Source organism: Ruminococcus sp. XPD3002 (assembly GCA_900119535.1).
Taxonomy (GTDB): Bacteria; Bacillota; Clostridia; order Oscillospirales; family Ruminococcaceae; genus Ruminococcus; species Ruminococcus flavefaciens_H.
In genome coordinates, this window is sequence record FPJT01000005.1 from 1 (window position 1) to 25,894 (window position 25,894).

19 protein-coding genes and 2 pseudogenes are annotated in these 25,894 nt (G+C 35.9%); 8 read left to right on the forward strand and 13 right to left on the reverse strand.

The window, feature by feature from the left end:
• The coding region (locus BT127_RS05655) for a transposase (RefSeq protein ID WP_175541916.1) at positions 1–255 on the reverse strand (255 nt) is incomplete at its 3' end.
• A gap of 104 nt (positions 256–359) precedes the next feature.
• Here BT127_RS05655 and BT127_RS16435 point away from each other — a divergent pair.
• Positions 360–512 carry an RtcB family protein gene (locus tag BT127_RS16435; protein WP_139275427.1) on the forward strand — a complete coding sequence of 51 codons (153 nt, stop codon included), beginning with the start codon at positions 360–362 and terminating at the stop codon, positions 510–512.
• A gap of 48 nt (positions 513–560) precedes the next feature.
• On the opposite strand, the gene BT127_RS05660 is transcribed toward BT127_RS16435, so the two are convergent.
• Positions 561–1,931, reverse strand: a complete 1,371-nt coding sequence (locus BT127_RS05660; RefSeq protein ID WP_075424062.1) for a hypothetical protein — start codon at positions 1,929–1,931, stop codon at positions 561–563.
• Between the two features lie 174 nt (positions 1,932–2,105).
• Between BT127_RS05660 and BT127_RS05665 the strand changes: the two genes are divergently transcribed.
• The 7 genes and pseudogenes from BT127_RS05665 to BT127_RS05695 form a co-directional block, all read left to right on the forward strand.
• The gene (locus BT127_RS05665; protein WP_075424063.1) at positions 2,106–3,344 is read left to right on the forward strand and encodes a WYL domain-containing transcriptional regulator; all 1,239 of its coding nucleotides are present in this window, start codon (positions 2,106–2,108) and stop codon (positions 3,342–3,344) included.
• On the forward strand, positions 3,331–4,275 hold the full coding sequence (locus tag BT127_RS05670) for a WYL domain-containing protein (protein ID WP_075424064.1): 945 nt from the start codon (positions 3,331–3,333) through the stop codon (positions 4,273–4,275). Before BT127_RS05665 ends, BT127_RS05670 begins: the two co-directional genes overlap by 14 nt.
• A gap of 635 nt (positions 4,276–4,910) precedes the next feature.
• Positions 4,911–7,814: a type VI-D CRISPR-associated RNA-guided ribonuclease Cas13d gene (gene cas13d / locus BT127_RS05675; protein ID WP_075424065.1), complete on the forward strand. Its 2,904-nt coding sequence runs from the start codon at positions 4,911–4,913 to the stop codon at positions 7,812–7,814.
• Positions 7,815–7,887: 73 nt separating this feature from the next.
• Positions 7,888–8,199, forward strand: a pseudogene (locus BT127_RS05680) (transposase); the annotation flags it as partial.
• Positions 8,200–8,210: 11 nt separating this feature from the next.
• Positions 8,211–8,408: a hypothetical protein gene (locus tag BT127_RS05685; protein WP_318257168.1), complete on the forward strand. Its 198-nt coding sequence runs from the start codon at positions 8,211–8,213 to the stop codon at positions 8,406–8,408.
• A complete protein-coding gene (locus tag BT127_RS05690) occupies positions 8,401–8,595 on the forward strand; it encodes a mobility-associated LCxxNW protein (protein ID WP_075424066.1) in 195 nt (64 codons plus the stop codon). Before BT127_RS05685 ends, BT127_RS05690 begins: the two co-directional genes overlap by 8 nt.
• A gap of 478 nt (positions 8,596–9,073) precedes the next feature.
• Positions 9,074–9,592: pseudogene (locus BT127_RS05695) on the forward strand (recombinase family protein); the annotation flags it as partial.
• Positions 9,593–9,845: 253 nt separating this feature from the next.
• Here BT127_RS05695 and BT127_RS05700 read toward each other — a convergent pair.
• From BT127_RS05700 to BT127_RS17150, 11 genes are all read right to left on the reverse strand, one after another.
• Positions 9,846–10,349, reverse strand: coding sequence for a hypothetical protein (locus BT127_RS05700; RefSeq protein WP_075424067.1), 504 nt, complete (start codon positions 10,347–10,349; stop codon positions 9,846–9,848).
• Entirely contained in the window at positions 10,349–13,783 is a 3,435-nt protein-coding gene (locus BT127_RS05705; protein WP_075424068.1) for a DUF3289 family protein, read from the reverse strand. Before BT127_RS05705 ends, BT127_RS05700 begins: the two co-directional genes overlap by 1 nt.
• 581 nt (positions 13,784–14,364) lie before the next feature.
• Positions 14,365–17,547, reverse strand: a complete 3,183-nt coding sequence (locus tag BT127_RS05715) for a DUF4116 domain-containing protein (RefSeq protein ID WP_075424070.1) — start codon at positions 17,545–17,547, stop codon at positions 14,365–14,367.
• Between the two features lie 288 nt (positions 17,548–17,835).
• On the reverse strand, positions 17,836–17,976 hold the full coding sequence (locus tag BT127_RS16730) for a hypothetical protein (protein WP_175541917.1): 141 nt from the start codon (positions 17,974–17,976) through the stop codon (positions 17,836–17,838).
• Between the two features lie 41 nt (positions 17,977–18,017).
• Positions 18,018–19,193 carry a type II CRISPR RNA-guided endonuclease Cas9 gene (cas9, locus tag BT127_RS05725; protein WP_350339276.1) on the reverse strand — a complete coding sequence of 392 codons (1,176 nt, stop codon included), beginning with the start codon at positions 19,191–19,193 and terminating at the stop codon, positions 18,018–18,020.
• A 916-nt stretch (positions 19,194–20,109) separates the two neighbouring features.
• Positions 20,110–20,340: a hypothetical protein gene (locus BT127_RS05730; RefSeq protein WP_075424073.1), complete on the reverse strand. Its 231-nt coding sequence runs from the start codon at positions 20,338–20,340 to the stop codon at positions 20,110–20,112.
• Positions 20,333–20,845: a DUF3990 domain-containing protein gene (locus tag BT127_RS05735; protein WP_075424074.1), complete on the reverse strand. Its 513-nt coding sequence runs from the start codon at positions 20,843–20,845 to the stop codon at positions 20,333–20,335. The genes BT127_RS05730 and BT127_RS05735 overlap by 8 nt, the downstream gene beginning before the upstream one ends.
• Positions 20,845–21,063, reverse strand: coding sequence for a DUF3791 domain-containing protein (locus tag BT127_RS05740; protein WP_075424075.1), 219 nt, complete (start codon positions 21,061–21,063; stop codon positions 20,845–20,847). Before BT127_RS05740 ends, BT127_RS05735 begins: the two co-directional genes overlap by 1 nt.
• Positions 21,064–21,220: 157 nt before the next feature.
• Positions 21,221–21,880 (reverse strand): PoNe immunity protein domain-containing protein, encoded by a 660-nt coding sequence (locus BT127_RS05745; RefSeq protein ID WP_075424076.1) that lies wholly within the window; start codon positions 21,878–21,880, stop codon positions 21,221–21,223.
• Positions 21,877–22,470 carry a hypothetical protein gene (locus BT127_RS05750; RefSeq protein ID WP_082334915.1) on the reverse strand — a complete coding sequence of 198 codons (594 nt, stop codon included), beginning with the start codon at positions 22,468–22,470 and terminating at the stop codon, positions 21,877–21,879. Before BT127_RS05750 ends, BT127_RS05745 begins: the two co-directional genes overlap by 4 nt.
• A 4-nt stretch (positions 22,471–22,474) precedes the next feature.
• Positions 22,475–25,879 (reverse strand): ATP-binding protein, encoded by a 3,405-nt coding sequence (locus BT127_RS17150; protein ID WP_075424077.1) that lies wholly within the window; start codon positions 25,877–25,879, stop codon positions 22,475–22,477.
• Positions 25,880–25,894: the final 15 nt, after the last annotated feature.

The window sequence follows — 25,894 nt, forward strand, 5'->3', positions numbered from 1 at the left end:
CATGCTGGTCTTCAGCGTCTTCTTGCTGTGACCGTTCCGGCTGTTATCTGTGGCTTTGTTCTTGACATCATAAGGCTCATAGCCGAGCTCTTCATCCAGCTCTGATTCAAGGCTGCCTTCCATGAACTCGGCAATCGTTTCCTTAAACAGATTCTGGATGTCGTCCATGCTCTGGACATTTGCAGCTGACAGCAGTTCGCTGATCAAGGCTCTGCGCGCTTGCTGTTCCGGTGTCCCTCTTTTTCTCCGTGCCATAATATTACCTCCAAAGTAGTGCTGCTTCCATTATACACTACTTTGGAGGTTTACACAAGATTTGGGATGGACTCCAGATCTCGCTCGAAGAATATGTCAACAGCATGAATGGTATACGTACCTGGTCTGTAAACGATTCAACGATCGATGAATCTCCAATGGCATATAAGCCCTCAGATGAGATAATACGTTATCTTAAGGATACTGTTGATGTGAAGCATATCGCAAGAACTGTATACAACTTCAAGGCAAACTAAAAATGCGGATATCGTATTTTGATGATACGATATCCGCATTTTATTTTTTCAGAACATCAGATTGTTTATGATCGAAGCGGCATTCTTTCCGGCCCTATGATCGCTTGCTGTAGCAGAGGCCTCAAATGAATACCTCGGATCTTTATGATACTGTATCTTATAGTGGCCGGTATGCTCGACCACAACGATGCCGGTTTTTTTAAGAGCATCCATTATCTCAAAACATTCAAACTTCTTGTATCCGTCAAATGCAGCCTTAATGATCTTTTTGTACTGATCAGGTATTCCGTCAACGTGGTTTGCGTTGATGATACTTTTTATTATGTCTGCTCTCCTTGAAGCACTCTGAACATTTTTGTCGAGATATTCCTTCAGACAGTCAATTATTATTTCCCTTTGCTCGTTAGGATAGAGGTCATTCTCAGTTCCGCTTACTATAAGCGAATTGCCTGCCCCTGTATACGATTCAAGCCTGTAATTAAGCCGCTCATTTTCAAGCTTAAGCTTTTGTAACTCCTCAGCGAGTTTTTCATATTTTTGTGAATATTTTTCATTCTCTGCTTCAAGCTCTTCAAGGTATATCTTGTTAAAATCGTTATTATCACTTTTTTCCTTAAGTTTTTCAATTGTCTCCCGGCTTCGGATTCTAAGGAGTTTGCCGTTCACTCCATCCCAGGTTTCAAGTTTATCATAAACTCTTCTGTTAAGATAGTTGGCAACCGTATGAATTATCTCACGGTGTAATGGATAATTGCCGAACGCTAACGGATCGGCGCCCTTATGTGGAAGCAAAACATAGATAGGTGCAGTAAAGCGCTCAGGCGCAACGGAATTAAGAATATCTGATGTATCCTCTATAACAACTGCAAGTCCAGAGAGCTTTTGAGCCAAAACATCAGCATCAACATCCGATCTTGATGAAAGATATACAAATGGCAATGCATATGTATCACTTGCGTTTAATGCAGATATCAACTTCTCTCTGTCTTTATCTTCAAGTGTTATTGCGCTTGTCTTCATTTCAAAACCAAGATTATTCTCAGCAAAACCATCGTTTATTATTTGCCTTATCAGACGAGGTGCCCTGAGATGAGTATTGGAAGTTTCAGAACTATCGTTTACCGTATAGTCCATGTATACTGAAAGCGTTTTTTTACCGTAATCAAGAACAGCATCTACAGTCCAGTTGCCTTTTAATGTTTCAGAGATCTGTCTTGCAGCAATGATGCTGTCTGTTTCAACGTCTACGACCTCGATCATCTGATTACCGTCTATTTCTGAAAAAGAAAAATCAGATTTGTGATTTTCAAGTCCGCTCAAAGGTTGCTTTTTCTCTGTGCACCATTTTATCAAGCTTTTTACGAACTGTTCTTTTGTGAAAATATCCTTAACCTTGAATCTTGTTGAATAAATTAGCATCTTTCAACTTCCTTTCGTATTAGATGTTATTAATATATTATCACAACGAATGATCAATGTAAATAACATAAAAACAAAACAGGCGCATTGAACAAACAAAAGTCTTTCTTTTTGTTTACTATAACACTATATAAATATTTATAAAAGTGATAAAATTAGCATGGGGTGATTAATATGGCAAATGAAGAAAAGAACCGCAGCTTTTTCAAAATAACAACATACGAAAATTTCCGTAGATTCCTGAAAACTAACTTCTATTACTGCTCCCTTTCTCAGGGGCAGCAAGGAATGTTCATAAAAAGCATTGGAACCACAAAATATAATGAATACAAGAATATTATCGAGCTAATTGCTGGCGGAAAAATAGAATTTCCTAAAATCAACAAGAGATTAGCCTTCAGATATAACATTTCTCAGCTCGAGTCTGATTATAATGAGCTTGCAAACAGTTTCCAGTTGAGAACACTTACTTCGCTTGATGCCTGCTTAACGCTATATATTCTCCTTTTTCTTTCTGATAAGGAAATGGGAAGTTCTGATATCTATAATAGAATTGGTGATATCGATTTTGATATTGATGAAAAGACAATCAGAGGCAAGTTGAAAAACATGTGTGAGTACGGAATGATCTCTTACAAGAACAAGAAGTATTCTCTTAACGAATGCTCTCTTTACTCTGTTGACACTTCTATTATGCTAAGTCTTTTGAATATGGCGGATTTCATGAAAAATCTCGTATATCCGGAAGTATTAGGGTATGATCTTTTTGCTGCTCTGAAAAAAATATATGAAGAAAGAACAGGCAATGAATACATATCCCCATTCCAGTTCAAATACAGTCATCTTGCCAACATTCTTGATGATAATGTTCTTTGGACATTGATCGAAGCGATTGATAATCGACAGCATGTTGCTTTTGAGTATGGCGGCAAAATAAAAGAAAGACTGATACCTGTAAAGATCTTTACTGAGAACGAATATAATCGTTGCTATCTGTTTGCTGTGAAAAGATTCAGGAATAAGCTTAAATTTTTTGTTTTCAGATTATCTAAGATATATAATCTGAAAATCACAAACTCCGACGAAGATATAACGGAAGCTGATTTTAAGGAATATAGCGAGCTTTATGATTCCGAGAAGAAATGCAGCTTCTTTGGAAAAATCGATTCCTCTGCCCAAAACGACACCGTTGAGCTGAAGTATAAGAGAGGCATCAGAAGTCAGTTAGAGCGTGATTTCAGCTGCATTGAGTTCAGAAAGAATTATACTGCTATTGTTACAGTCAAGAGCAAAAAAATGATGATACCGTATCTCAGGGCAAATATGGGACTAATCAGAACGACAGATGATGAACTTTCAGGAATACTTAATGAGGATATAGAGGAGATGAAGAAAAACTATGGAATTATTTAATGAGTATAGAAACAAAAGCCTTAGAGCTTTTTTAAAACTCGCTGAACGCATCTCTTATGGCGAAGAACTATCCATAGATGAATTTGAAGCTGAATACTATCGTCTTTCAGGTGACAACAAAAAAATAACCTCTGTTTTCTATAAGAATACATTATATAATGATAAACTGCCTATATTTGATACTCGTGAAGGCAAAGTTCGTTTATTCGGAGAACCGGATAAATGCAGTAACAAGCATATATCTGATACATTACTGAAATCTGAAATAACATGGTTGCATAATGCTCTTAACGATAAGCTGAGTAAACTATTTCTGTCTGACGAGGAAAGAATATCTATTGATGCGAAATTATCGGATTATACTGAATATTACAAAAATATTGATGATATGTGGCGCAGCAATGAAGATATTTCGGAAGAAGTTGAGAAAAATTTCAAGATCATACTTAAAGCTATAAATGAAAAACAAGCTTTATCATACACTTTCAAAAATAAAAACTGTGAGGGTTTTCCTGTAAGGATAGAGTATGATGAAAGAACCTGTAGAATATATATGATCATTTATGACGGCAACAGATTTGTAAAATCCGATATTTCAAAGCTTTCTGATATCTATATAACAGAAAACAGCATTGATACTATTCCTGAAATAAAGGATGATATGCTCAATAAGAAAGCATACCTCCCTGTTGTTTTTACAGTAACTGATGATAAAAACAGAAAGGCTATCGACAGAGCACTGCTTGCTTTCTCGGTATATGATCATGTTGTTGAACCCATAGATGAGAAAACTGCAAGATTTACTATTCAGTATTATACAATGGATCTTGATCTTCTTATAAAGGATATTCTTGCTTTCGGTTCTGATATAAAAGTAGAGTCGCCTCGTTATGTCGTGAAAAGAATAACAGATATTCTCAGAAAAGTTTAAAAAACTGTTGACTTTTGTACATGATTGATGTATAATACAATTAAAGAGAAATATACTTTGTATAGTTTCCTCAAGTAAACCCCTACCAACTGGTCGGGGTTTGAAACAGTGCATCACCCTGAGTCCAGTTGAGCTCAGCAAGTAAACCCCTACCAACTGGTCGGGGTTTGAAACGAGAGAATATAAAGTCCAAGTGCTGGAGCATACAAGTAAACCCTTACCAACTGGTCGGGGTTTGAAACTGTAAAGAACGCCGAGAGTTATAAAGGTTGCACAAGTAACCCCCTGCCAAGTGGTCGGGGTTTGAAACCCTGCATTCTCAACGTTATACTTCTTTGTGTACAAGTAAACCCCTACCAACTGGTCGGGGTTACTTGTTTTTAACTGAACAAAAAACAAAAAACTCATGCAGAAACAATGATCTGCATGAGTTTTTTCGCACTTTTCTCCCGTTACTTTTGTTTCAAAATGGTGTATAATATAAACATAAGAGAAGAATGCGGATATAACGAACAAAAATCGATTCTTATTTGCGCTAAATATATTTACAAAATCCAAAGTATGTGGTATAATATATTGTATGTGTTGTTAGTAATTCATTAATCACAAGATAATTATAAAGGAGTGATTTGATTATGATCGAAAAGAAGAAGTCATTTGCAAAGGGCATGGGAGTAAAATCAACACTTGTATCCGGTTCAAAGGTATACATGACGACGTTCGCAGAAGGAAGCGATGCCAGACTTGAAAAGATCGTTGAAGGCGATTCTATCAGATCTGTCAACGAAGGAGAAGCGTTCTCAGCTGAAATGGCTGATAAGAATGCAGGCTACAAGATCGGTAACGCAAAGTTCAGCCACCCAAAGGGCTATGCTGTAGTTGCAAACAACCCCTTATACACCGGACCGGTACAGCAGGATATGCTCGGTCTGAAGGAAACGCTTGAAAAGAGATATTTTGGAGAGTCTGCCGACGGAAATGATAATATCTGTATTCAGGTCATCCATAATATCCTCGATATCGAAAAGATCCTCGCTGAATATATAACCAATGCTGCTTATGCGGTAAACAATATTTCCGGTCTTGATAAGGATATCATCGGTTTTGGTAAGTTCAGTACGGTCTATACTTATGATGAGTTCAAGGATCCTGAACATCACAGAGCAGCTTTCAACAATAACGATAAGTTAATTAATGCCATCAAGGCACAGTATGATGAATTTGACAATTTCCTTGATAATCCTCGTCTCGGCTACTTTGGACAGGCTTTTTTCAGTAAGGAAGGCAGAAATTACATTATCAATTACGGCAACGAGTGTTATGATATTCTTGCTTTACTCAGCGGATTGCGTCACTGGGTAGTACATAATAATGAGGAAGAATCAAGGATTTCCCGTACATGGCTTTATAATCTCGACAAGAATCTTGACAACGAATATATCTCTACTCTCAATTATCTGTATGATAGAATTACAAACGAATTAACAAATTCCTTCTCAAAGAATAGTGCAGCCAACGTAAACTATATCGCTGAAACCCTTGGTATTAATCCTGCTGAATTTGCAGAGCAGTATTTCAGATTCAGTATCATGAAGGAACAGAAGAATCTCGGTTTCAATATTACTAAGCTGAGAGAAGTAATGCTTGACAGAAAGGATATGTCTGAGATCCGTAAAAATCATAAGGTCTTTGATTCAATCCGTACTAAGGTCTATACTATGATGGATTTCGTTATCTACAGATATTACATTGAAGAGGATGCAAAGGTTGCTGCTGCCAACAAGTCTCTGCCGGATAACGAAAAAAGCCTCAGTGAAAAGGATATCTTTGTTATAAATCTCAGAGGAAGCTTTAACGATGATCAGAAGGATGCCCTTTATTATGATGAGGCCAATCGTATTTGGAGAAAGCTCGAAAACATTATGCACAATATCAAGGAATTCAGAGGCAATAAGACACGTGAATACAAGAAGAAGGATGCTCCAAGACTCCCCAGAATTCTTCCTGCCGGAAGGGATGTTTCCGCGTTCTCAAAGTTGATGTACGCTCTTACCATGTTCCTTGATGGTAAGGAGATCAATGATCTTCTCACCACGCTCATCAATAAGTTCGATAACATCCAGAGTTTCCTCAAGGTAATGCCTCTTATCGGAGTGAATGCAAAGTTTGTTGAGGAATATGCCTTCTTCAAGGACAGCGCAAAGATTGCTGACGAACTCAGGCTGATTAAGAGCTTTGCCAGAATGGGAGAACCTATCGCAGATGCAAGACGTGCTATGTATATCGATGCTATCAGGATTCTCGGAACAAACCTCAGCTATGATGAGCTTAAGGCCCTTGCCGATACTTTTTCGCTTGATGAAAACGGCAACAAGCTTAAGAAGGGCAAGCACGGCATGAGAAACTTCATCATTAATAATGTAATCAGTAACAAGCGCTTCCATTATCTCATTCGTTACGGTGATCCTGCACATCTCCATGAGATCGCCAAGAATGAAGCTGTTGTAAAGTTCGTCCTCGGCAGGATAGCTGATATCCAGAAGAAGCAGGGACAGAACGGAAAGAATCAGATCGACAGGTACTATGAGACCTGTATCGGCAAGGACAAGGGCAAGTCTGTCTCCGAAAAGGTTGATGCCCTCACAAAGATTATCACCGGTATGAACTACGATCAGTTCGATAAGAAGAGAAGCGTTATTGAGGATACTGGAAGAGAAAACGCTGAGAGAGAAAAGTTCAAGAAGATCATCAGCCTCTATCTTACTGTCATTTATCACATCCTTAAGAATATTGTTAATATCAATGCGCGTTACGTTATCGGCTTCCATTGCGTTGAGCGTGATGCACAGCTCTATAAGGAAAAGGGCTATGATATCAACCTCAAGAAGCTCGAAGAAAAGGGGTTTTCATCAGTCACAAAGCTGTGTGCAGGTATTGATGAGACTGCTCCTGACAAGCGTAAGGATGTTGAAAAGGAAATGGCTGAGCGTGCAAAGGAATCTATCGATAGCCTTGAATCTGCAAATCCTAAGCTTTACGCAAACTATATCAAGTATTCTGACGAGAAGAAGGCTGAGGAATTTACTAGACAGATCAACCGTGAGAAGGCAAAGACCGCTCTGAATGCATATCTCAGAAATACTAAGTGGAATGTGATAATCAGGGAAGATCTTCTTAGAATCGATAATAAGACATGTACGCTCTTTAGAAATAAGGCCGTTCATCTTGAAGTTGCAAGATATGTTCATGCATATATCAACGATATTGCCGAAGTAAACAGCTATTTCCAGCTTTATCATTACATCATGCAGAGAATCATCATGAACGAAAGATATGAAAAGTCTTCTGGAAAGGTAAGCGAATACTTCGATGCTGTGAACGATGAAAAGAAGTACAACGACAGGCTTCTGAAGCTGTTGTGCGTTCCATTTGGTTACTGCATCCCGAGATTCAAGAATCTCTCCATTGAAGCTTTGTTCGACAGGAACGAAGCAGCTAAGTTTGACAAGGAAAAGAAGAAAGTATCAGGTAATTCATAGAGTCTATCCAAAAATTTGTGTAAACCTCCAAAGTAGTGTATAATAGAAGAACACTACATTGGAGGTTTTAATTATGAGCAGAAGGCGAAGAAATGAAACAGAAGAACAGCGTGCAAGAAGAGAGCTGATAAGCGATTTTCTGTCGGCAGCGAATATCCAGAGCATGGATGATATTCAGGAACTATTCAAGGAAGCGCTTGCAGGATTTATGGAAGGCAGCTTTGAATCAGAGCTTGATTCTGAGCTTGGATACGAGCCGTATGACGTTAAGAACAAGGAAACCGACAACAGTCGCAATGGTCACAGCAAGAAGACTCTTCGCACCAGTATGGGCAAGGTGGATATCGAAGTGCCTCGTGACAGAAATGGCGAATTTGAACCAAAAGATACTGCCTAATGATATTCTGTACACAGTACGAACCCGGCGGATGGTATGAACGTATCAATTCCAATCCTGAAGGTGACAGTCCTGTATCCGAAGCAATCATGGATAGAATCATCAACAATGCATATATCATAGCAATTGATGGAAAAATGTCCATGAGAGAACGATACGGAGTTCAGAATTCAGAGGAGGCGTTTGCTTATGAATGATTACTGTGCTTTTAGTAAAAGTCATAAATGCCTCAAATGGACAGATTACGAATTGACCAGATACGAGCTTGAAAAAGCGGATAAACTTTGCCACTGCAATCAAATTGAAATACAAAAACTTAATGACTACATTGAGTTGCTTCAGTCATTGCTTGACAAGAACGAAATTGAATATCCTGATATCTGAATCATTTAATTGAACAATGATATGCTGTTTCCGGAAGGATATCAAAACCGACTCACTTTTTTATTAGCGCTGTGGCTCAGTTTTTATTGACAAAGGCAGATATTGCTTCACTGCAGTCGTTCCGGAAACAGTACATTTGTTCATGTTGCAAGTATATTATTTAACTTATGAGCAGCACCGTGGGCAGAAGCGGCGAGTGTGGGCAAAAGTTCCGTGCAGAGTGGGCAGTCTGAGCGGTATATACAATAGGGAAAAAATAACACAATTGATGTACAAATCCAAATTTCGAAATATAATCAAAAAATATAACTGCTCGCAAGATAACTTGTGTTACAATAGAGTCGTTGTAAATTCTAAAATCTTTACATAGTTCTTCAAAAGTCATGTTTTGTGAATCGATTGTTATCCATAGGCAATCCTCATATTCTGTAGAGTATAGCTTTGTTACGGAATAGTTATTCAGGTTAACAAGATCAAATATCAGGTTGACCGCATCTATTCCGAGAAGCTGTCAGGAGTGAATACCGACCGCCCTCAGCTCAGAGCAATGCTTGACTATGTGCGTGAGGGAGATACTCTCTATGTGGAGAGTATCAGCCGATTAGGGCGCTCCACAAAGGACTTGCTGAACATTATCGACACCCTCATCGACAAGAGCGTTACTCTCATCAGCCACAAGGATAAAATCGACACCGACACGCCTGCGGGCAAATTCATGTTGACCGTGTTCGCAGCCCTCTCTCAGTTGGAGCGTGAGCAGTTCAAACAGCGACAGCGTGAGGGCATCGAGATTGCTAAGGCTAAGGGCAAGTACACGGGACAGAAACCTATCCCCACCGACTGGACGAGATTCGGGTAGCTCTATGGGGAATGGAGAGCGAAGCACATCACAGGCAGGGACTTTATGCGGAGAATGGATATGTCGGCAAACACCTTTTATCGCCGTGTGCGTGAGTATGAAATCCGTCACAGTATCACCGAGCAAACCTCAGCATGACCGTCTGGCGAACGGAAAAGCCCCACAGCACCGTCCGAGCCTGCGGAGCGGAAAACTTAACCGCTGAAAAGAAAAAGCCCTCAGAAACGCTTACAGAGCGTTTCCGAGAGCTTGCGGTTATTTGTTCCAATAGGGTTTGTGCCTGTTGTGGTATGCTCAACAATGCCTAATCAGACTTGTGTGGAACGAAAAACAGGTGCGCCATTAGGCTAAACTATTAGCGATATTGTAGGGAATCAGAACATTAATTCTGTCAATCTTGTTTGCAAACAAAATACCAGTTATCAGCCATTTTTTCTATATAAATTTTTCCATTTTTTTCATTTGGAGTATTTACAAAGTTTGGCTTTACATCGTCTTTAGAATAGATAAATGAGGCTCTTCCGTTTGCAATCGCAAATATTACATTGTCACTTGTAACTCGTAAGTATTCTAAGCTGTGTTTGTCCAGCCTAAATGTGTCATTTACAACTTTTGCAGCTTGCTTTTGAACTGAATTTAAATGAATAGTTTTTTCACTATTATAGCAAAGCAATGATTGATTATCCTTTGAGATGCTATAAGTACATATTGAAGATGAATCTTTCACAGTATCAAAATCAGACAGGCACACTTGAACAAGTGTATTGTAAGCACTTTGATTGTCAAGCAATATTTGCTTATCATATGATACTTTAGAAAATCTTGAAAAATTAACTAACATCCATATACCTGCAATGAAAATGACACTTAGTGCGCTAATGACTATTTTTTTCATTATATATCGCCTTCAACAACTCTGTCAAATTCCATAAATGTTACAAAAGGCTTATAATCTCCATCAAACGTATCCCAATGCTGGAGAATATACCACGCACGAAAACAATCGATTAGTCCAAAATGGAAGCCGCTAATATATTCATCTGTTATATCTGTGCTGTCAAGCCCATAAACATCATACATAACATAGTGTAGGTTTGCAGTATAATGGTTGCCATTCAAAGAATATGATGTGACTTCAATGCGGTTTCCGTAGAGTCCGTCAACAGTAATACCTAAGCCATTAAACTTATCTTGATATGAAGGTTGGAACAAATCCTTGTTTCCAGCATCGATTTCCTGGCTCATTTTTTTTACCATTACTGAATATTCATCTCTCATTCCATCTGTATTATAATACATTAGACGTCCGAGATTGCCATTATTCTCTTTAAGGACTTCCTTAAAAACAGCCTCAACTGCATTCGCATATTTTTTTGTATTGTCATGATTTTCAACTCGATTTGTTAAAGTTGAATTACGGTAATCACTGCCGCTTCCATCAGCGAAATGACTAATCATGTCTTGTCCAACACCGATCATTGCTGTATCACTTGCAGATGCCAAAGGTGGAAACTCCCTCATATGCAACATATACAGTTTAGAATCTGGGAACATAACGTCGCCCCACCAAATATAATCCATATCGCATAACTGATCGTGTGTTTTATCTGCATATTGGAAGTCTTCGGCTCGACGTGAATCGTTACCATTATAAGTCTTCTGCTTTTGTAAGCCAGCTTCATCATCACGGGTCTCATAAATTACAAATGAGTGAACCTTTGGATTTCTTGGCTCTTTATCCAGAGTATCATCTAATCCGTCAAAATCAGTATCGGGTAATGTAGGATTTGATATAAATTTCCAAACCTCAATTTCTGTTTTTCCGATATATCGATCCATTGGCACACCATGTAAAGCAAGGGCTGCCATAACAAGAGGTTTTACATCAACTGTAGTTTTTCCTATCAATTCATCAGAATCTTTTAAACCATCTTCGTCAGAGTCAAGAACTCCTATATCATCGATTGAACCTTTAAGCTGAACGATGCTGTAGTCATCAAGGATAATCCAGTCTCCACCCTCATGTGTCTCAGTACCGATAATACCTGCAAGCTGAAGAAGAATGTTGCTGAAGTCACTATAAATATCGCCATACAGACCGTGCGTCTGATCAAGAAGATTTGCGTAATCAGCTCTATAATCTGTAATTACAGAAACAACAATGCCATCAGCAGCGAATTTCTGTGCCATTTCATCCATGTTTTCGATTCCAGATGTATTATCGTCCTTAGAAGGCACATCAGTGACAAGAACGACAAACTTAGTTGCACCGTTTCGCCAGTTAGATTTACGAGCCAATTCCAAAGCATCAATGGGGGTTTCTGGAATATCGCCACCTCCGTCAACAGTCAACTTGCTCACTTCGGACTTAAATGTATTAACATTAGTAAACCATCTTGAAGAAAGATTTGTATGTGCGATCGTAGAATCCACACCATCTTCTTCAATATCACGGTATTCAATCAGCGAATAGTTCATATCAACATGATATTCATTGCTAATTTTATCAGCAAACGTGTTGATGTTGTCCTGAACGTTGTAAATAGCATCTGACATGGAACCAGTAGTGTCAACAACAAATACAATATCTGCCTTTCCGATTGAAACTTCAGCAGGAGATGCCATTGCTCTTGGAGCAAACATAAGCGGTGCCAAGTATGATTCAGTGGATACGCCCTCAGAAATATCCGAAATATTATTAATAACATCTATGCCAATACTCTTAAGGAACTCATCTATATCCATGACAAAATAGTAGCCGCTTGAATTGATTTCTCCTTCAAGTTTGTTCTGTGCATCCGATAAATGTGAATCCACCAGATGAAGTTCATGGGCTTCGTTGTCGTAATACGCAATAACAAGCTGTTCAGGATTGCCAGTATAATTCTCCTTGAAAGAAAATTCAAGATTTAAAGCAGAACTGCATGACGAATCTATCTCAATCACATCACTAAGGATAGAGTGATTGTCATTAAAAGACATGGATTCGTCTTTTCTCATAAAGACCTGATTGTCGAGTAATCCTGCTACATTACCGGAAAGCTGCGGTACAAGCCAATTATCGCTTTCAATTAATGCAGTGTCTTTAGTGGCATCACTTGCAGTCTGGGGTATTTTTTTCTCTGAATCATTTACAGAACCATCCGATGAGATCTTTAGCGGATCAAGACCAAGCTTTACTTCTTCATAATCTGTCAGTCCATCGCCATCTGTATCCTGATTAGTAGGATCAGTAGAATACTTATGTACTTCATCACCGTCGGTTAATCCGTCATCATCTGAATCCTTATCAAAAGCGTAAGAATTTGAAGCCTGCTCATCACCGTTTTTCAGACCGTCCTCGTCGCTGTCTTCCTCAAAATCAGAAACACCATTTCCATCAGTGTCTGCAATTCTTGGATTGGTAACAGCATTTACATATTCAAAATAATCATTCAGCTTATCATCATCGGTGTCATCTTTATTTGGATTCAGTCCTAATTGTTTCTCCATGATATCCGGAATACCGTCAGAGTCTGTATCAATTTCATATTCGTCCACAGCATCTTTAAAACTGAAAGAATACGATACGATTGCAGAAATATCATACGAAACGTTGTCAGCCGTAATGGTAGTCTGAGACTTAATAGAGTCATCAACGACTTTGGGAATATCTACTGCGTTTGCTTTGATCTCTGATGCAGGTAGATAATTAGCAAGTATTAAAGCACACAGCAAAATACTGAACAGTCGATTAGCACCTTTTTTCTTTTTTGTTGTAAAGAACGCAACAGAAAATGCAACGAGAAGAACAATAACTGTACCATATACTCCTTCGTCACCAGTTTTTACATTTCCATCAGATTTTACCTGCGTTGTAGAAATAGCAGTTGTAGCAGCCGCTGTTGTAGCCGATGAAATAGTAGTAGTTCCAGTAGCGCTGTTCGTTGTAGTCGCATTGGTAGTTGTTGTTGACTGAATCGATGTACCTTCTTCGCCGTCAGCCTGAACCGCAACTACAGCATGAGCCGTTATGTGTTCACCTGCATTCAACATAGTCTTGTTGTCAGGAACCTCCAACGACTTGAGGATCAAGTGGTTAGGTAGATCCATATTCACAGAAAGATCATTAATTGCGTATGAATGTGGATTCTCGATGTCAAGATTCAAATAGATCTGCTCATTAATGTCATACTCATCTTTGTCTGCAGAAAGAGCAACAGACAGATGATCTAACGCCATATCTGTTGAATCGGTTTCTGCATATGCTTGCAGACTACCCATAGTCATAAAACTAAGGCAGGAACAAAGTGCAACTGCAGCTAACCTCTTTTTCGGCAACTGTTTCATATCCATACCTCCCAAATAATGAATTGACACAGTACGGGGACATTACTATGTACTTTAATTATACTCATTCTCAAATAAAATGTCAATATGAATCAGCCTGTTTTATGTAATATTTTTTCTATTACAGATGCTTTTCTACCGATTTTATGCTGCTTTGGAATAGTGTCCTAATCTGTCACTTACAAAGGTCAGAAATTGCGTCTTTGCGTTCTTTAAGCTCAAGACGCTCCTCATAGAATTATATTTCATATTATAATCATTTGAGTGTTAATTTGCGTAATGCATATGGTTTGGCAAACTTAATGTATGCATTACTAACGTATATTGTATCATCATCAATAGGCTCTTTTTTCATAGCAGGATATACTATAACCTTCTTTGAATAATGACTCTTTGAGATAGAAATGCCCTGATATGTAATAATGTCTTTTTGATTTGAGGACTCAAGTATGCCTGAAAGCTGACTCATATATTCAACTTTCAAAGAATCAACAAATAATACCATCTTTCCTATATAGAGTTTATAAAGAAAAATCAGAATGATATTTTAAAAGCATCCATTAAATATGCAGATTTTCATTTTATAGTAATAAGTTTTGCGATTCATTATCTTGCCTGGATAATAACTCATCGTTCCAATAACGAAGAATATTATCATCCAAAAGATATTGAATTGATCGCATAATACGTGAGCGTTTCTGTTTTTCCTTATATTTATTCAAAATAGATTCAGATATTAAAGCAGGAATATATTCATGGCTTTCTTTATTTAACACTTCATATTTATTCAAAATAGTCAACGAATTATTTCTTATTGTATTTTCATAATTTAAATAAATTTTTGGTTCCCATATCTTAAGAAGTTCTTTAAGCTCAAATGGATCATAGTTCCATGATTCACGAGCATAATAAGCTTCTAATAAGCCTGTGGTCGGCTCAAGCCACATATGTGTATAGGCTCCTATATCAATAATACATCCATGAACTCGGCCATTGCCTCCAATGTTCATTATCTCCCTGGAAATTCTATCCAATTCTTCACGATACGGCATTAACGCTTTTCGGAGTATTTCAGCCATCTTATCCATATTATCATAATAATATTGTATTATATTTGATGAAAGTCTATTTATTTTTCCGCCTTCAAGAAGATAAAGTCTGTCTGCTCGCTTAATTATAAACATATACAATGTTTTTTTCTTTAATGCATATATTTCTTCTTTATCTTCATGCCCACGTATATCAATTCCTTTTCCTTTTAAAAACTCACAGTACTCCCTATACGATATATTATGAACGCCATCCGATAATGTTTTTAACGAATCATATTGTCCATGTACTTGAACACAATTAAGATGCCATTTCTGAGGTTTATATCCAACCTGATTATCTGATAATGCCGTTATTCCTTCATGTGTTCTGAGATTTTTATTGTTATGAGTATGCCCCGATATATATATCCAGTTCTTAATATAATTCTCATCTGACCAATCGCTAATTGGCGTATGAGTCAAAACTATCACTGTCATATCACTCGCACATTTTTTGACTTTATGATACACATTACAAAATCGATTTGAAAACTGTTTCTCTTCATAAAGTGAACAAATAGTTCCACGATATAATCCACTTTTAGCGTTATGAACAGGATTATTTCCGGAATATCCATTTCCACCAAGTATTATCAATGATGAATTTACAAGAATATCATGAAGTTCTTTCTCAGTAAAAGCGAGTATTTCTTCTTCGCTGAATATTCTGTTTACATCATTCTTATATTTTACATACAACATATTTTCAAGGATAGCATCTATTCGTCCATCAAAATAATTGCATCTTATCTCACTCGTATAATCATCAACTATTTCATCAACCTTCCTTGGCATATAACCTGTCAATTCAACATGTCCATCCCAAAGTTCATGATTACCTAAAACACCTATAACAGAACCTTTCCATTTAGCGAATAAAACTTTGTAAAATAACGACGTCAATTGAAAACTGTGTGCAACATCTCCGGCAACAAGTATAAAAGCATCTACCGATTTTTCAACATTATAACAGCTCTGCAGCATTTCATCAATTTTCAGCTTAATGAATTCCTCAATATCCTCTAATATAGCTGAATTTTCACTGTAATATGGTTTTAATTGATGCTCAAGATGTATATCAGAAATATAAAAAATCTTTCTTAGATTTCCTGATACATTAGCTGAAAAATGTATTTTCGGCAATTCATATTCTTTCAATGAATAACTACCAAAAGATTCATTACCAATATCTATATTTACAATAGACAAATCATAATGATCGCTATTTTTTCTGTATAACTTCTCATACTTACTAAATATCTCTTTATCGATATTTTTTCTGTTTGTCTTGTTTTCAGAAGCTTGTTTTTTTTGCCATGCCAATATCTCATGAAAGCCAAAGTTAATAATTAATAAATCTAATATTGAAGTGTCATTCAAATAATCTCTTCTGATTTTACCAATAACACTTTCAAATGAAGGGGCTACATATACATCTGATAAGTAATCTTTCCACATTTTTTTGGAAATATAATTACCCGGTATTTCTTCTATTAATTCGTGATCAATCTTGAACGCTTCCTTGTATATATCATTATTCAGTATCTCTTTTGGTATCATATAAAATGCACCGCCTGCTTTAAGAAAAGCAACTATCAAATCATTACTTTTTCTATTATCAGGAATAGAATTAAAGATATTTGTGTCAATTTCAATTGCACTTATTAATCCTTCATCCGACAATACTTCAACAGGAACTATTTTAATTTCCCGATTATATTTTTTTAAAAAGCTCAATATAATATCATCATTCAAAAGCGATTTAGGAATAATCATAAAAGGATCAAATAACAGTTCTCCATTTTCCCCCACTGAAACTTCAATGGCTTTATATGCAAAATCTGAGTTCATTAATTGCTCAGGCACAAATTGTACAGCCAGTTCGTTATTATTTACTGCTTTTTCGCATATTTCCTGATTTTTTAATCTATTATCAGCATATTCCAACATTTTACCGTTTTGACTAACTGCTTTTATTACCATTGCATTAGTTTGATAATTCTTAGGAATAAATTGAAATAAATTCAAATCAGATTCGAAAACCTTAATGCAGATATCTTGATTAATATATTCATTAGGGATAAATGGAAATGCTGATATATTAGAATCTAAAGCTAAATTACATAATTGCTGATCAATGAATTTATTATCAACAAATTTGATAGCGCAACCATTATGTCTTACTGCAGAAATGCATATTTCCTTTGTGATATTTTTATCAGGAACAAATTCAAGAAGCATTCCATCTGTCTCTATGGCTTTCATACACATTTCACTCGTCTTGAATTCATCCGGTATATATCGAATAGTAGCCGTATTTACTCGAATCGCCTTTTCGCAAATCCTTAAATTAATATACTTCTGAGGCACAAATTCAAAATTTTTATAATTATATTTAAATGCTTCTATACATTGTTCAACGGATATGAATTCCAATGGAATAAATTGTATCGAGTCCGGATTCTGGTTAAAAGCCATATCACATAACTCTTTATCGATCAATCTATTTTTGACGTATTGTAAAGATAACCCATCTTCTTTTACTGCTAATTCTACCATTCCCCTCAATTGTTTATACTCTGGGATTCTTTTGAACGTATCAGAAGATGGATTTTCATAAAAAGAATTAATTACTAACTGTGTTTCTTCTTTAGTAAGTTTTTGATGTGCCATGTGTCCCTCCTATTCGTCAAAAAGCATTTTCCCTCTATCTCAAATAGTCAGGGAAGTCGGAAGTAAACTTGTTATATGCTCTGCCAGCTGATTTGTTGACTTCCCTGCTAAAACAGAAAGATTACTGCACATTTAGCATTTATGTTTTGCTACCTTATAAAATTACACTACTCTCAAACATTGACCGCACATCCTTTCAATTAGTTCAGTTTTGCTACCTTATAAAATTACACTACAAAGAAACAAGCTCACACGTCGGATCTCGTTTTTCATCACAGATTATCACTTTTATTTTTTATCTGTAAGAGCTGATATAAGACATCCTGTAATAGATACTGCCGTATTTTCGATGATTAAAACGGATATCTCGTCAAGATTTATTTTGTGGGTTTCTTCCTCGCTTCTTACAACGAGATATCCCGTTTTCATATCAAGCTTGGCTCTTTTTGATATAACTACCGTTCGCCAGCTCATAGTTCAAGCAGATTTACAGACTTTTTCTCAAAAAGTCCCGTGGGAGATTGGTCGATGATTCGAATAATCTGCCTTCCGCCTATTTTTGTCAGCGTTGAGTTGAGTGTAATAACACCTGCCTGACCACTTTCTCCGATCAGCTTCAAATCACAGCCCGTAGAGCGTCCTGTTTTAAAGAGCAGAATCATATTGCTAAGGAAAAGTAATTGTTCTTTAAGCTCTAATTTCAAAAAGTCTTCTCGCTTATTCTGAATCTTGTTACCGATTTTCTGTAATACGCTGCTAAATGGTTTATTAGATATTTTAGAGCACAACAAATCAAAAAGTTTGGTGTTATCATCAGCGTTAAGTCCGCTGTATAAAGCAGGAGAGAATTTCTTTCCTTTTTCACTCTTTTCAAGATATGCAGATACTTTCTTGATATAATCATTCATTTTCTTATCTACGATCAGAGATTCTGCTGATGATACAACTAAAGTTCTGCCCTTGTTTGATTTTTGTACTATATTACACCTAAATCCATCAACTTCAATCAAAGTATTGATCTTTATGATTCTATTTTCAAAAGGAAATGAAATACCTTTGATATCTATCTCACTTGTAAGGATATCCTTCAACTGAACAGCTGAATACTTAATGCGAAATGCTGTATCAGTTTCATAGAGTTTTAGATACATATTTTCAATGGGAATTATTATAACATCATTCTTGTACTTAACCAATGAAAAACAAGCTGCAGTTGTATTGTTATATCCGCCGTATTTTTCTGTAACAAGGCCCTTCTTTCGCTGAACAAGTCCTGCCTTCTTACGTTCAGGCATCTGATCGAAAAATCCACCCTTACGCTTATATGTATATCTTACATATCTTATACTATTCTTTGACATCATACGTCTCACTATATCAAATGAGGTTTCAGAATTCCAAGCGATAGTATCTCCTCGTTTAACAATACCTGTCAACAGTCCGCTTTCCTTTCCGTCTTGATTCTTCTTAAAAAGTTTCATTGAGTAGCGTTCACCACTTTTTATGAAATTGAGTGGATCCTTTGTAAATTTAGTATTATAGACATTTCCCATAACTACATTCAGATAGGCATCTTTGGCATGATGAAGATCGTTTATCTCACGACATTTAAGCATATCCATTTCCTGTCTGAATTCAGACACAATACTTGCTTTATAATGGTATTAATGATTCATCAGCTCAGGCTGGAACTCATAGAGGTAATCGCGAGTTTGCTTTTAGAGCTCTTGCCAATTATAAAGATAAGTTTTAACATTGTGCATGAATCAAGAATACTGAAAAGAGTATCTCATTCATTTTTCGTCTATCTTGTTTTAAAGCTCCTTCGGGAGCTTCTTTTTTTATTATACATCATTGACGATTCTATTTCAAGTAATTTGCCTTTATGATAAAGCAGGAACGTTATAAGAATGGCTCCAAGCAATCTTGTTGCACTTGGTTAACACCAAATAACACTTTCAAAAGCATAATAATGGTTTAATATTTCAATTAAGGTACATTTGGTGTACATTTCCATTTTTAACGATATAATCAAAAAATATAACTGCTTGCAAGATGATACTAAATCACTTCTGCAAGCAGTTCTTTATAACTGTTATAAGCCTATATTCAGGCAAAAATTAAAAGGACTATATTTTGCAATATAGTCCCAAAACGTTGGTTGCGGCGGCTGGATTTGAACCAACGACCTTCGGGTTATGAGCTTCCTATTTTATGTTTCACTGAGTATCACTAAGTGTCACACAGTGCGTAAAATAGGCATTTTTCATATTAGCTCAATGGAGCATCGCGAAGCGTTTTTGTCGCCGGTTGCTGCACGCGTTGCTGCACAACACTGAAAAACATTGTCTTGAGAACGCTGGAGCAATATTGTTTGGATAATCAAAACTTAATTTGTATTATTATTGCTCTACAGCAATTCTATCATCCAGAAGCAATATTGTCCTAATCTATAAATTGTAATGTTATTATATCACATTTAATACCTTTTGTCATGATAAAACATTCCGGTTCAAACTATATTGAGCACACTACTTCAGGCCTCCGTAAAGGAGGCTTTTTTCATATCTCTGTCTGAATAATTTTCCCAAAATTAAGTTCGTCCTGAAACAGCGTATACACATAATCTGAGCTTTCAAGATATAATCCTGTTTCAATGTCATTAAGCTTAGCAAATGTCTGAGATGAATAAAAAAGATTCATTGCTTCATCATAATCGATATTCTGTTCTTTTACAATTCTTTCAATAATATCCTGTACGCAAAACTCCATTAGTTGATCTTGTTTAGTCATCTTCAACACCAACCTTTCTAAGCAACGCTATCGACCTATCCGTATGAAAAGAGTACTGATTTGTTGTCTTACGAAAAGTCATTCCGTTTATAAGGTTCTCAAATGTTATTAGTTCATTCTGATACTGCCTGAATAGCATAGCCATGTCATCATTTGCAACAGGTCCAACAACGATATCGTATTTATTATCCAAATTACATTCAGAATTTGAATAGTCCGTAAAACTATGGCTACGATTATTCATAACAAATCTCGCCCACTCTTCTGAAGGAGTATCATCAAATTTGCGAATATTCAAACCATGTTCATTAAAAAAGCCATCGTTAATCTCATAAACATTAACTATTGGCTTTCCTCCATATATCCTGGTCACTCTTTTCGCCATTTTTGCTGCTTGGTCTTTGAGTTCAGTCAAATAAAAGCCTCTGCCAAAATCCTTATATGGACGGCACATCGTTAAACTGATACTTTTTATGTCAGTATTACTTCCATGATATAGCAGCATTATAATGTTCCTCCATTATTCCGGCAAATAATAAATAAATCATCAAGTGCATCATCAAGTGATAGAGTATGTTCTATTTCGTAATTTTCTTTAAGAAAAGCTATTGCTTTATATTTATATAGATACTGAAATGCATCCTGTTGGGACATATTATGTCTGTCAGCAAATTCGCTTACGCAAGCAACCGCGTAATTGATTTCTTTTCTTAGTTCTGTCATGATGATCACCTCTTCATTTGTTATCATTAAATATATTATATCATAATCAATAACAAAAAGCAATACAAATAAATATGATACTTATTCATCTAACGATTAAACTTGTTCTTCCCTTATAGTTATATCCTTTTGCGCCCTAATTGTATTGCTCAGATAATTAAATAACCTCAGTAGGAATATATATACCAGAAATATCCTTAATTGATTTCATCTTAATTATAGCTGCCGCAAGCCAACACCAGTAACCTGTATATGTTTTCTTATCATTTTTATGTGAATCATAAAATGAACAATCCTTACATGTATCATACCATTGATTATCCATGAATTCTATAAATTCACTTTTCTCAATTTTCTCATCAATGAAATCACAAAAAGGTTTGTAATGATCAGAATACTTCAATAATAAATTATCATATTCTTTCTTTTCTCCCAGAATATAACCTTTTAATTCACTAATAAGTATATCATCATATGTCTTGCATTGCAGAATACTCTTTAATCTCTTTTTATCAATATCAAAAACAATAGCTAATGATAAATAATTGATCATATCGTTATAACTGCTAACTTCACATACGTAATTGAATAATTCATTTACATCAGTTATTATTTCATCCCTTTGTAAACCAAGAGAATACTTTGCATTAATCAAATCAAAATAAAAACCACTTAAATAGCTTTTACACTGTTTGATCTTATCTTCATCATCTGTATTTAATTTTTCCAATACTTTAGTGAATTTTTCTATTCGTTCCTCCTGAGAAAAAATATACTCATCAAAGTATAACTCATCTTTATACTGTGCTCTTTTCATAACTGAACATTCCTTTCTTTAATATCGCCATTGCTATCTAGCCTGTCATATGTTACAATGCCATCTTCCCCTACATGAGCAACAAATGAACCTACATTTTCACTGTTTGCCAATTTTTCCATTCTGATTTCATCAGCTTTCTCTTTTCCAACAGCATTATCCAACCTATTATCTATCCATTTGTCGCTCATTTGCTTGCCATCAGCAGTTTCGCTTAATTGCGCTGATCCATATTTAGAATCTACGATTATATATTCCGGTTCTCCACCTTCTTTATAGTAAACGCCATCTATACCCTGATGTCCTGCAGAATTTAAATCAGTAACTCTATCAAGAGATATTCTCTCATATCCTTTTTCTTTAAGATCTTGATCAGTCCTCATTTCCCCATAGTTTCCTTTTTCTTGAGAGTTTTCAAGTTTCCGTTCGCCATTCTTAACTTCTTCAAGGATCTTGTTCTGTTCAGATATAGCAAACTTCATTTCGACCTGAACTTCTATCTTATCAAGTTTAGTTGTTAAATCGGAAATCGTAGGTAATATAGGCCTTGTTTCTTTTAATTCAGGCTTGTTCAATTCATTAGTGTTCATTATATCACTCCTTATCTCTTATGAATTGATTAATAACCTCATTTGTCTTTCCATTTCTAATTAGGTACTCTTTAAAAATCAACAATAAAATCTTTTGTTTTAATCGATAATTGCAGTTTTTTATAGGATATTTTAAAGATATCAAAATATTAAATATTAGATTCTCTTTATTATTCAAGCAATTACAACTATCAATAGCCTCTTCTGCGCTAAGGAACTCGTATACAAACCTTGAATAATAAATTTGTGTTCTTTCAAGTTCTGCATCAATATAATCGAGGATGTTGCATTTTAGACTTGTCTTAAGATCTGAAGCCATGATTCGATCCTTAATATCTATAATATCATCTATTGCTCTCTTTTCTGTAATGTGCTCAAATAATATCTTCTCAATTTCCTTATCACAAAGCTTTGTATCATTGATTGTCGTTGATACCTCATTTTGGGGTTTATGATATTCATCAATCTGGCACAAAACTGGTTCAAGCCACTCATTCTGCCTTATAACGGCAACTCCTTGATTCAAACCAGATATTTCATTAATTTGATACTCATTTAACCCTATTGCCTTTCCTACAAGTTCACAATCCGAATAATCTGGCAGTCTCATAATAATCTTGGTATTAGTATTTCTAATTACTGCCGGATCAAGAAGACCTGGCGCTTGATCAGCTATAACAAACCCTTCGCCATATGTTCTCATTTCAGCAATAGCATTTGTAAGCATTTCCACAGCTTTTCCCTGAAGATTGTTGCCTTCTTCAGATTGACCAACCGCACTTCTTTTCAATAGATGATGTGCCTCTTCAAGAACAGTTATGTGTTTCAAATCGGCATTACTATCGATAGCAGAACTCATTCTGTATTCTTGTAGTTTTAAAACAAGAATTCCCATAATAAGTGTCTTTGTTTCCGAAGCTCCTGAACGACTAAGATCAACTATTGCATTATTCTCAAATAATGTCTCATTTGTTAATTCTCTTCCGCTAAATATCATTCCAAACATACCAGTGTTCAAAGAATGAATTCTTGTAACAAGCGATCCAATATAGTCGCTCTTATTGTCTGCTGAATACTCACTTTTCTCTAATACTTTTCGTATTTCACATTCAACATCAGAAAAATCAGGAAACAATGGATACCCATAGCGATTTATTGACAAATTAATATCCCAACCACATTTTTCATATGCCTTCTGTATAGCTTCTTTTAATATGGCAGGCATAGCTGCATACATCGGCCAACAAACATTGAACAATTCAGTTATTCTATCAAGGTGCTCCAAAATGTGTATTCCTCTATCTGGATCAGCAGGAAAACTAAACGGATTAATCTTTAACAATTCTGAATCTTCTCTATTTGGTAACAGCCCAAATACTTTCACGTCTTCTGATCGCATATATTCCTTATATTCTCCCTTTGCAGGTTCCACCACAAGAAATTTTATGTCATCATCTTTTTTAGTATTATCAGATGAAGTTTTCAACTCACTCAACAGTTTATATACTGTATTGCTTTTTCCTGATCCGGTTGAACCAGTAACAAAAGTATGAGAAGCAAGGGATTTTTTATCAAGTTTAACTTCTCCAGCTTCAACACTTCCCATATGATAAATACAACCAATTTTTATTTTATCCGAATCTGTTTTATTTGCCATTGTATTTACACTTCGGCCAAATTCTGCATGTTGAACAACTGGAACACCATATACGGATTTTGTGGGTAATCCCATATGTAATGGTAACTCTAATCCACTAATAACCGTTCCTGCAGATAAGTCGACAAATTGTAATGTCATATCTGATAGCTCTCCATATGGCATACCAAATATTGGATGGGAAAAACGTTTTAGGTATTTATTCATCGTTCTAACAGGATTACTATCACCTTCCGTATAATTCCAATTATTAATGGCACTACTTTCTACAGAAGAACCTTCTCCTATCATTAATGCACGATACGTATTCGCGGCAAGCTGACATATTGCAGAATCACTTGACAAGAAATATGCAGCACAGTTATACGCACCATAGTCTTCACATTCTTGTGTTCGCTTCAATTGTACATCAATTCTGTTAAGTATCTCTTCGATATGCTTATTGACTCTTTCAAATTGAATAGTTTGACTTTTTCCTGAAGTATCTGTATCTGCCTTCTGGGACCCTTTTTGGATAGTTTTACTTTCACTTTTCTGTTTAGTTGTACCCGTAGTATCAGCTTTATCTTTGTGAACTCCAGCGTTTAATCCTAACATTCCACCAATTGATTTACCAACAGAACTTCCTTGCATCCCTTGCCCAAGAATTGAAGTTAAACCACCTCCAATAAGTGGGCCTAATATTGCTAAAGGTGGACACGCTGCAGCCCCTACTGCCGTAGCAATTTCCGGAGCCAAAGCTGCTGCTCCAGAAAGAGCAGATCCTAATACAGATAATGCTGATCCAGCTCGTCCCATACCAGTAGGATTTACTTCTGACTTTCCAATAGAACCACCTATATTGATACCTAAATTTCCTCCTTTTGTAACTGTATGTGATTGAGTTTTGCTAATACTTTTGGTTACTGTATTTGAAATACTTTCGTTTATACCTTTCATTACAGAATGACTTTCATTAATTCCATAAGATAATGTACTTTTTTGAAATGTCGAAAGCGAACTATAAAGTCCCTCATATCCATCACGTATATCTGCTAATTCTTCATTTGTAACTGGTTCAGCGATAAACATAGCAGTATATGGTTCGCCATGCATTGCGTCAATAAACCTCTCTATACCTTGAATAAAAGATTTATTCTCAGTTTTGGATTTATCTCTCAATGCAGCAACACACGATACTGTTGAAATACTTTGAACAACTTCTTCTGAAAACATTTCATTTATTATTGGCTGCATTTTTGATTCAGCATCCATTACATCTAATTCTGAACCAGGGAAATTACTTTTTATTTCTTTTATTAACGTCTTAGATGAAGTAATAAGTTTATCTGTATCCTTACCATCATTTTTTACACCGATATAAATATCTACAGGTGAATTGGATTTTTGATCAAGCATGATTATTAAGCTACACCCAAGAGCCATACTTGCATAATAAACCGTTGAAAGCTTTTGAAGGCTATCCTCCCCCTGCTTATATACCAGCTTATTGAGCTTATAAAACCTGGCACACTTCTCGGGATTTTGCATTAGGAACGACTCTGTTGGCTCAGCAACCGGATATTTACATAAATCAGGTAAATAACGTTTGTAAACCGTATATTGCGTCAAATTCAGATAATAATCTATTTTATCTAAATCTTTGACTTGTTCCAAATCTATTGGAAGATTATTGCTATTTTCATCTTCTGTTTCGAGTCCTTTAATATCATCTTTGGATTCTATATTTTCATTAATGTTATCATTACTCATAAATACACCCCTTTT

What these genes read in the sequence shown, in the direction of transcription:
- BT127_RS16435 (WP_139275427.1), top strand. Translation starts at nt 360, where the DNA reads ATGAATGGTATACGTACCTGGTCTGTAAACGATTCAACGATCGATGAA.
- BT127_RS05660 (WP_075424062.1), bottom strand. Translation starts at nt 1,931, where the DNA reads ATGCTAATTTATTCAACAAGATTCAAGGTTAAGGATATTTTCACAAAA.
- BT127_RS05665 (WP_075424063.1), top strand. Translation starts at nt 2,106, where the DNA reads ATGGCAAATGAAGAAAAGAACCGCAGCTTTTTCAAAATAACAACATAC.
- BT127_RS05670 (WP_075424064.1), top strand. Translation starts at nt 3,331, where the DNA reads ATGGAATTATTTAATGAGTATAGAAACAAAAGCCTTAGAGCTTTTTTA.
- cas13d (WP_075424065.1), top strand. Translation starts at nt 4,911, where the DNA reads ATGATCGAAAAGAAGAAGTCATTTGCAAAGGGCATGGGAGTAAAATCA.
- BT127_RS05685 (WP_318257168.1), top strand. Translation starts at nt 8,211, where the DNA reads ATGATATTCTGTACACAGTACGAACCCGGCGGATGGTATGAACGTATC.
- BT127_RS05690 (WP_075424066.1), top strand. Translation starts at nt 8,401, where the DNA reads ATGAATGATTACTGTGCTTTTAGTAAAAGTCATAAATGCCTCAAATGG.
- BT127_RS05700 (WP_075424067.1), bottom strand. Translation starts at nt 10,349, where the DNA reads ATGAAAAAAATAGTCATTAGCGCACTAAGTGTCATTTTCATTGCAGGT.
- BT127_RS05705 (WP_075424068.1), bottom strand. Translation starts at nt 13,783, where the DNA reads ATGAAACAGTTGCCGAAAAAGAGGTTAGCTGCAGTTGCACTTTGTTCC.
- BT127_RS05715 (WP_075424070.1), bottom strand. Translation starts at nt 17,547, where the DNA reads ATGGCACATCAAAAACTTACTAAAGAAGAAACACAGTTAGTAATTAAT.
- BT127_RS16730 (WP_175541917.1), bottom strand. Translation starts at nt 17,976, where the DNA reads ATGAAAACGGGATATCTCGTTGTAAGAAGCGAGGAAGAAACCCACAAA.
- BT127_RS05730 (WP_075424073.1), bottom strand. Translation starts at nt 20,340, where the DNA reads ATGACTAAACAAGATCAACTAATGGAGTTTTGCGTACAGGATATTATT.
- BT127_RS05735 (WP_075424074.1), bottom strand. Translation starts at nt 20,845, where the DNA reads ATGCTGCTATATCATGGAAGTAATACTGACATAAAAAGTATCAGTTTA.
- BT127_RS05740 (WP_075424075.1), bottom strand. Translation starts at nt 21,063, where the DNA reads ATGACAGAACTAAGAAAAGAAATCAATTACGCGGTTGCTTGCGTAAGC.
- BT127_RS05745 (WP_075424076.1), bottom strand. Translation starts at nt 21,880, where the DNA reads ATGAAAAGAGCACAGTATAAAGATGAGTTATACTTTGATGAGTATATT.
- BT127_RS05750 (WP_082334915.1), bottom strand. Translation starts at nt 22,470, where the DNA reads ATGAACACTAATGAATTGAACAAGCCTGAATTAAAAGAAACAAGGCCT.
- BT127_RS17150 (WP_075424077.1), bottom strand. Translation starts at nt 25,879, where the DNA reads ATGAGTAATGATAACATTAATGAAAATATAGAATCCAAAGATGATATT.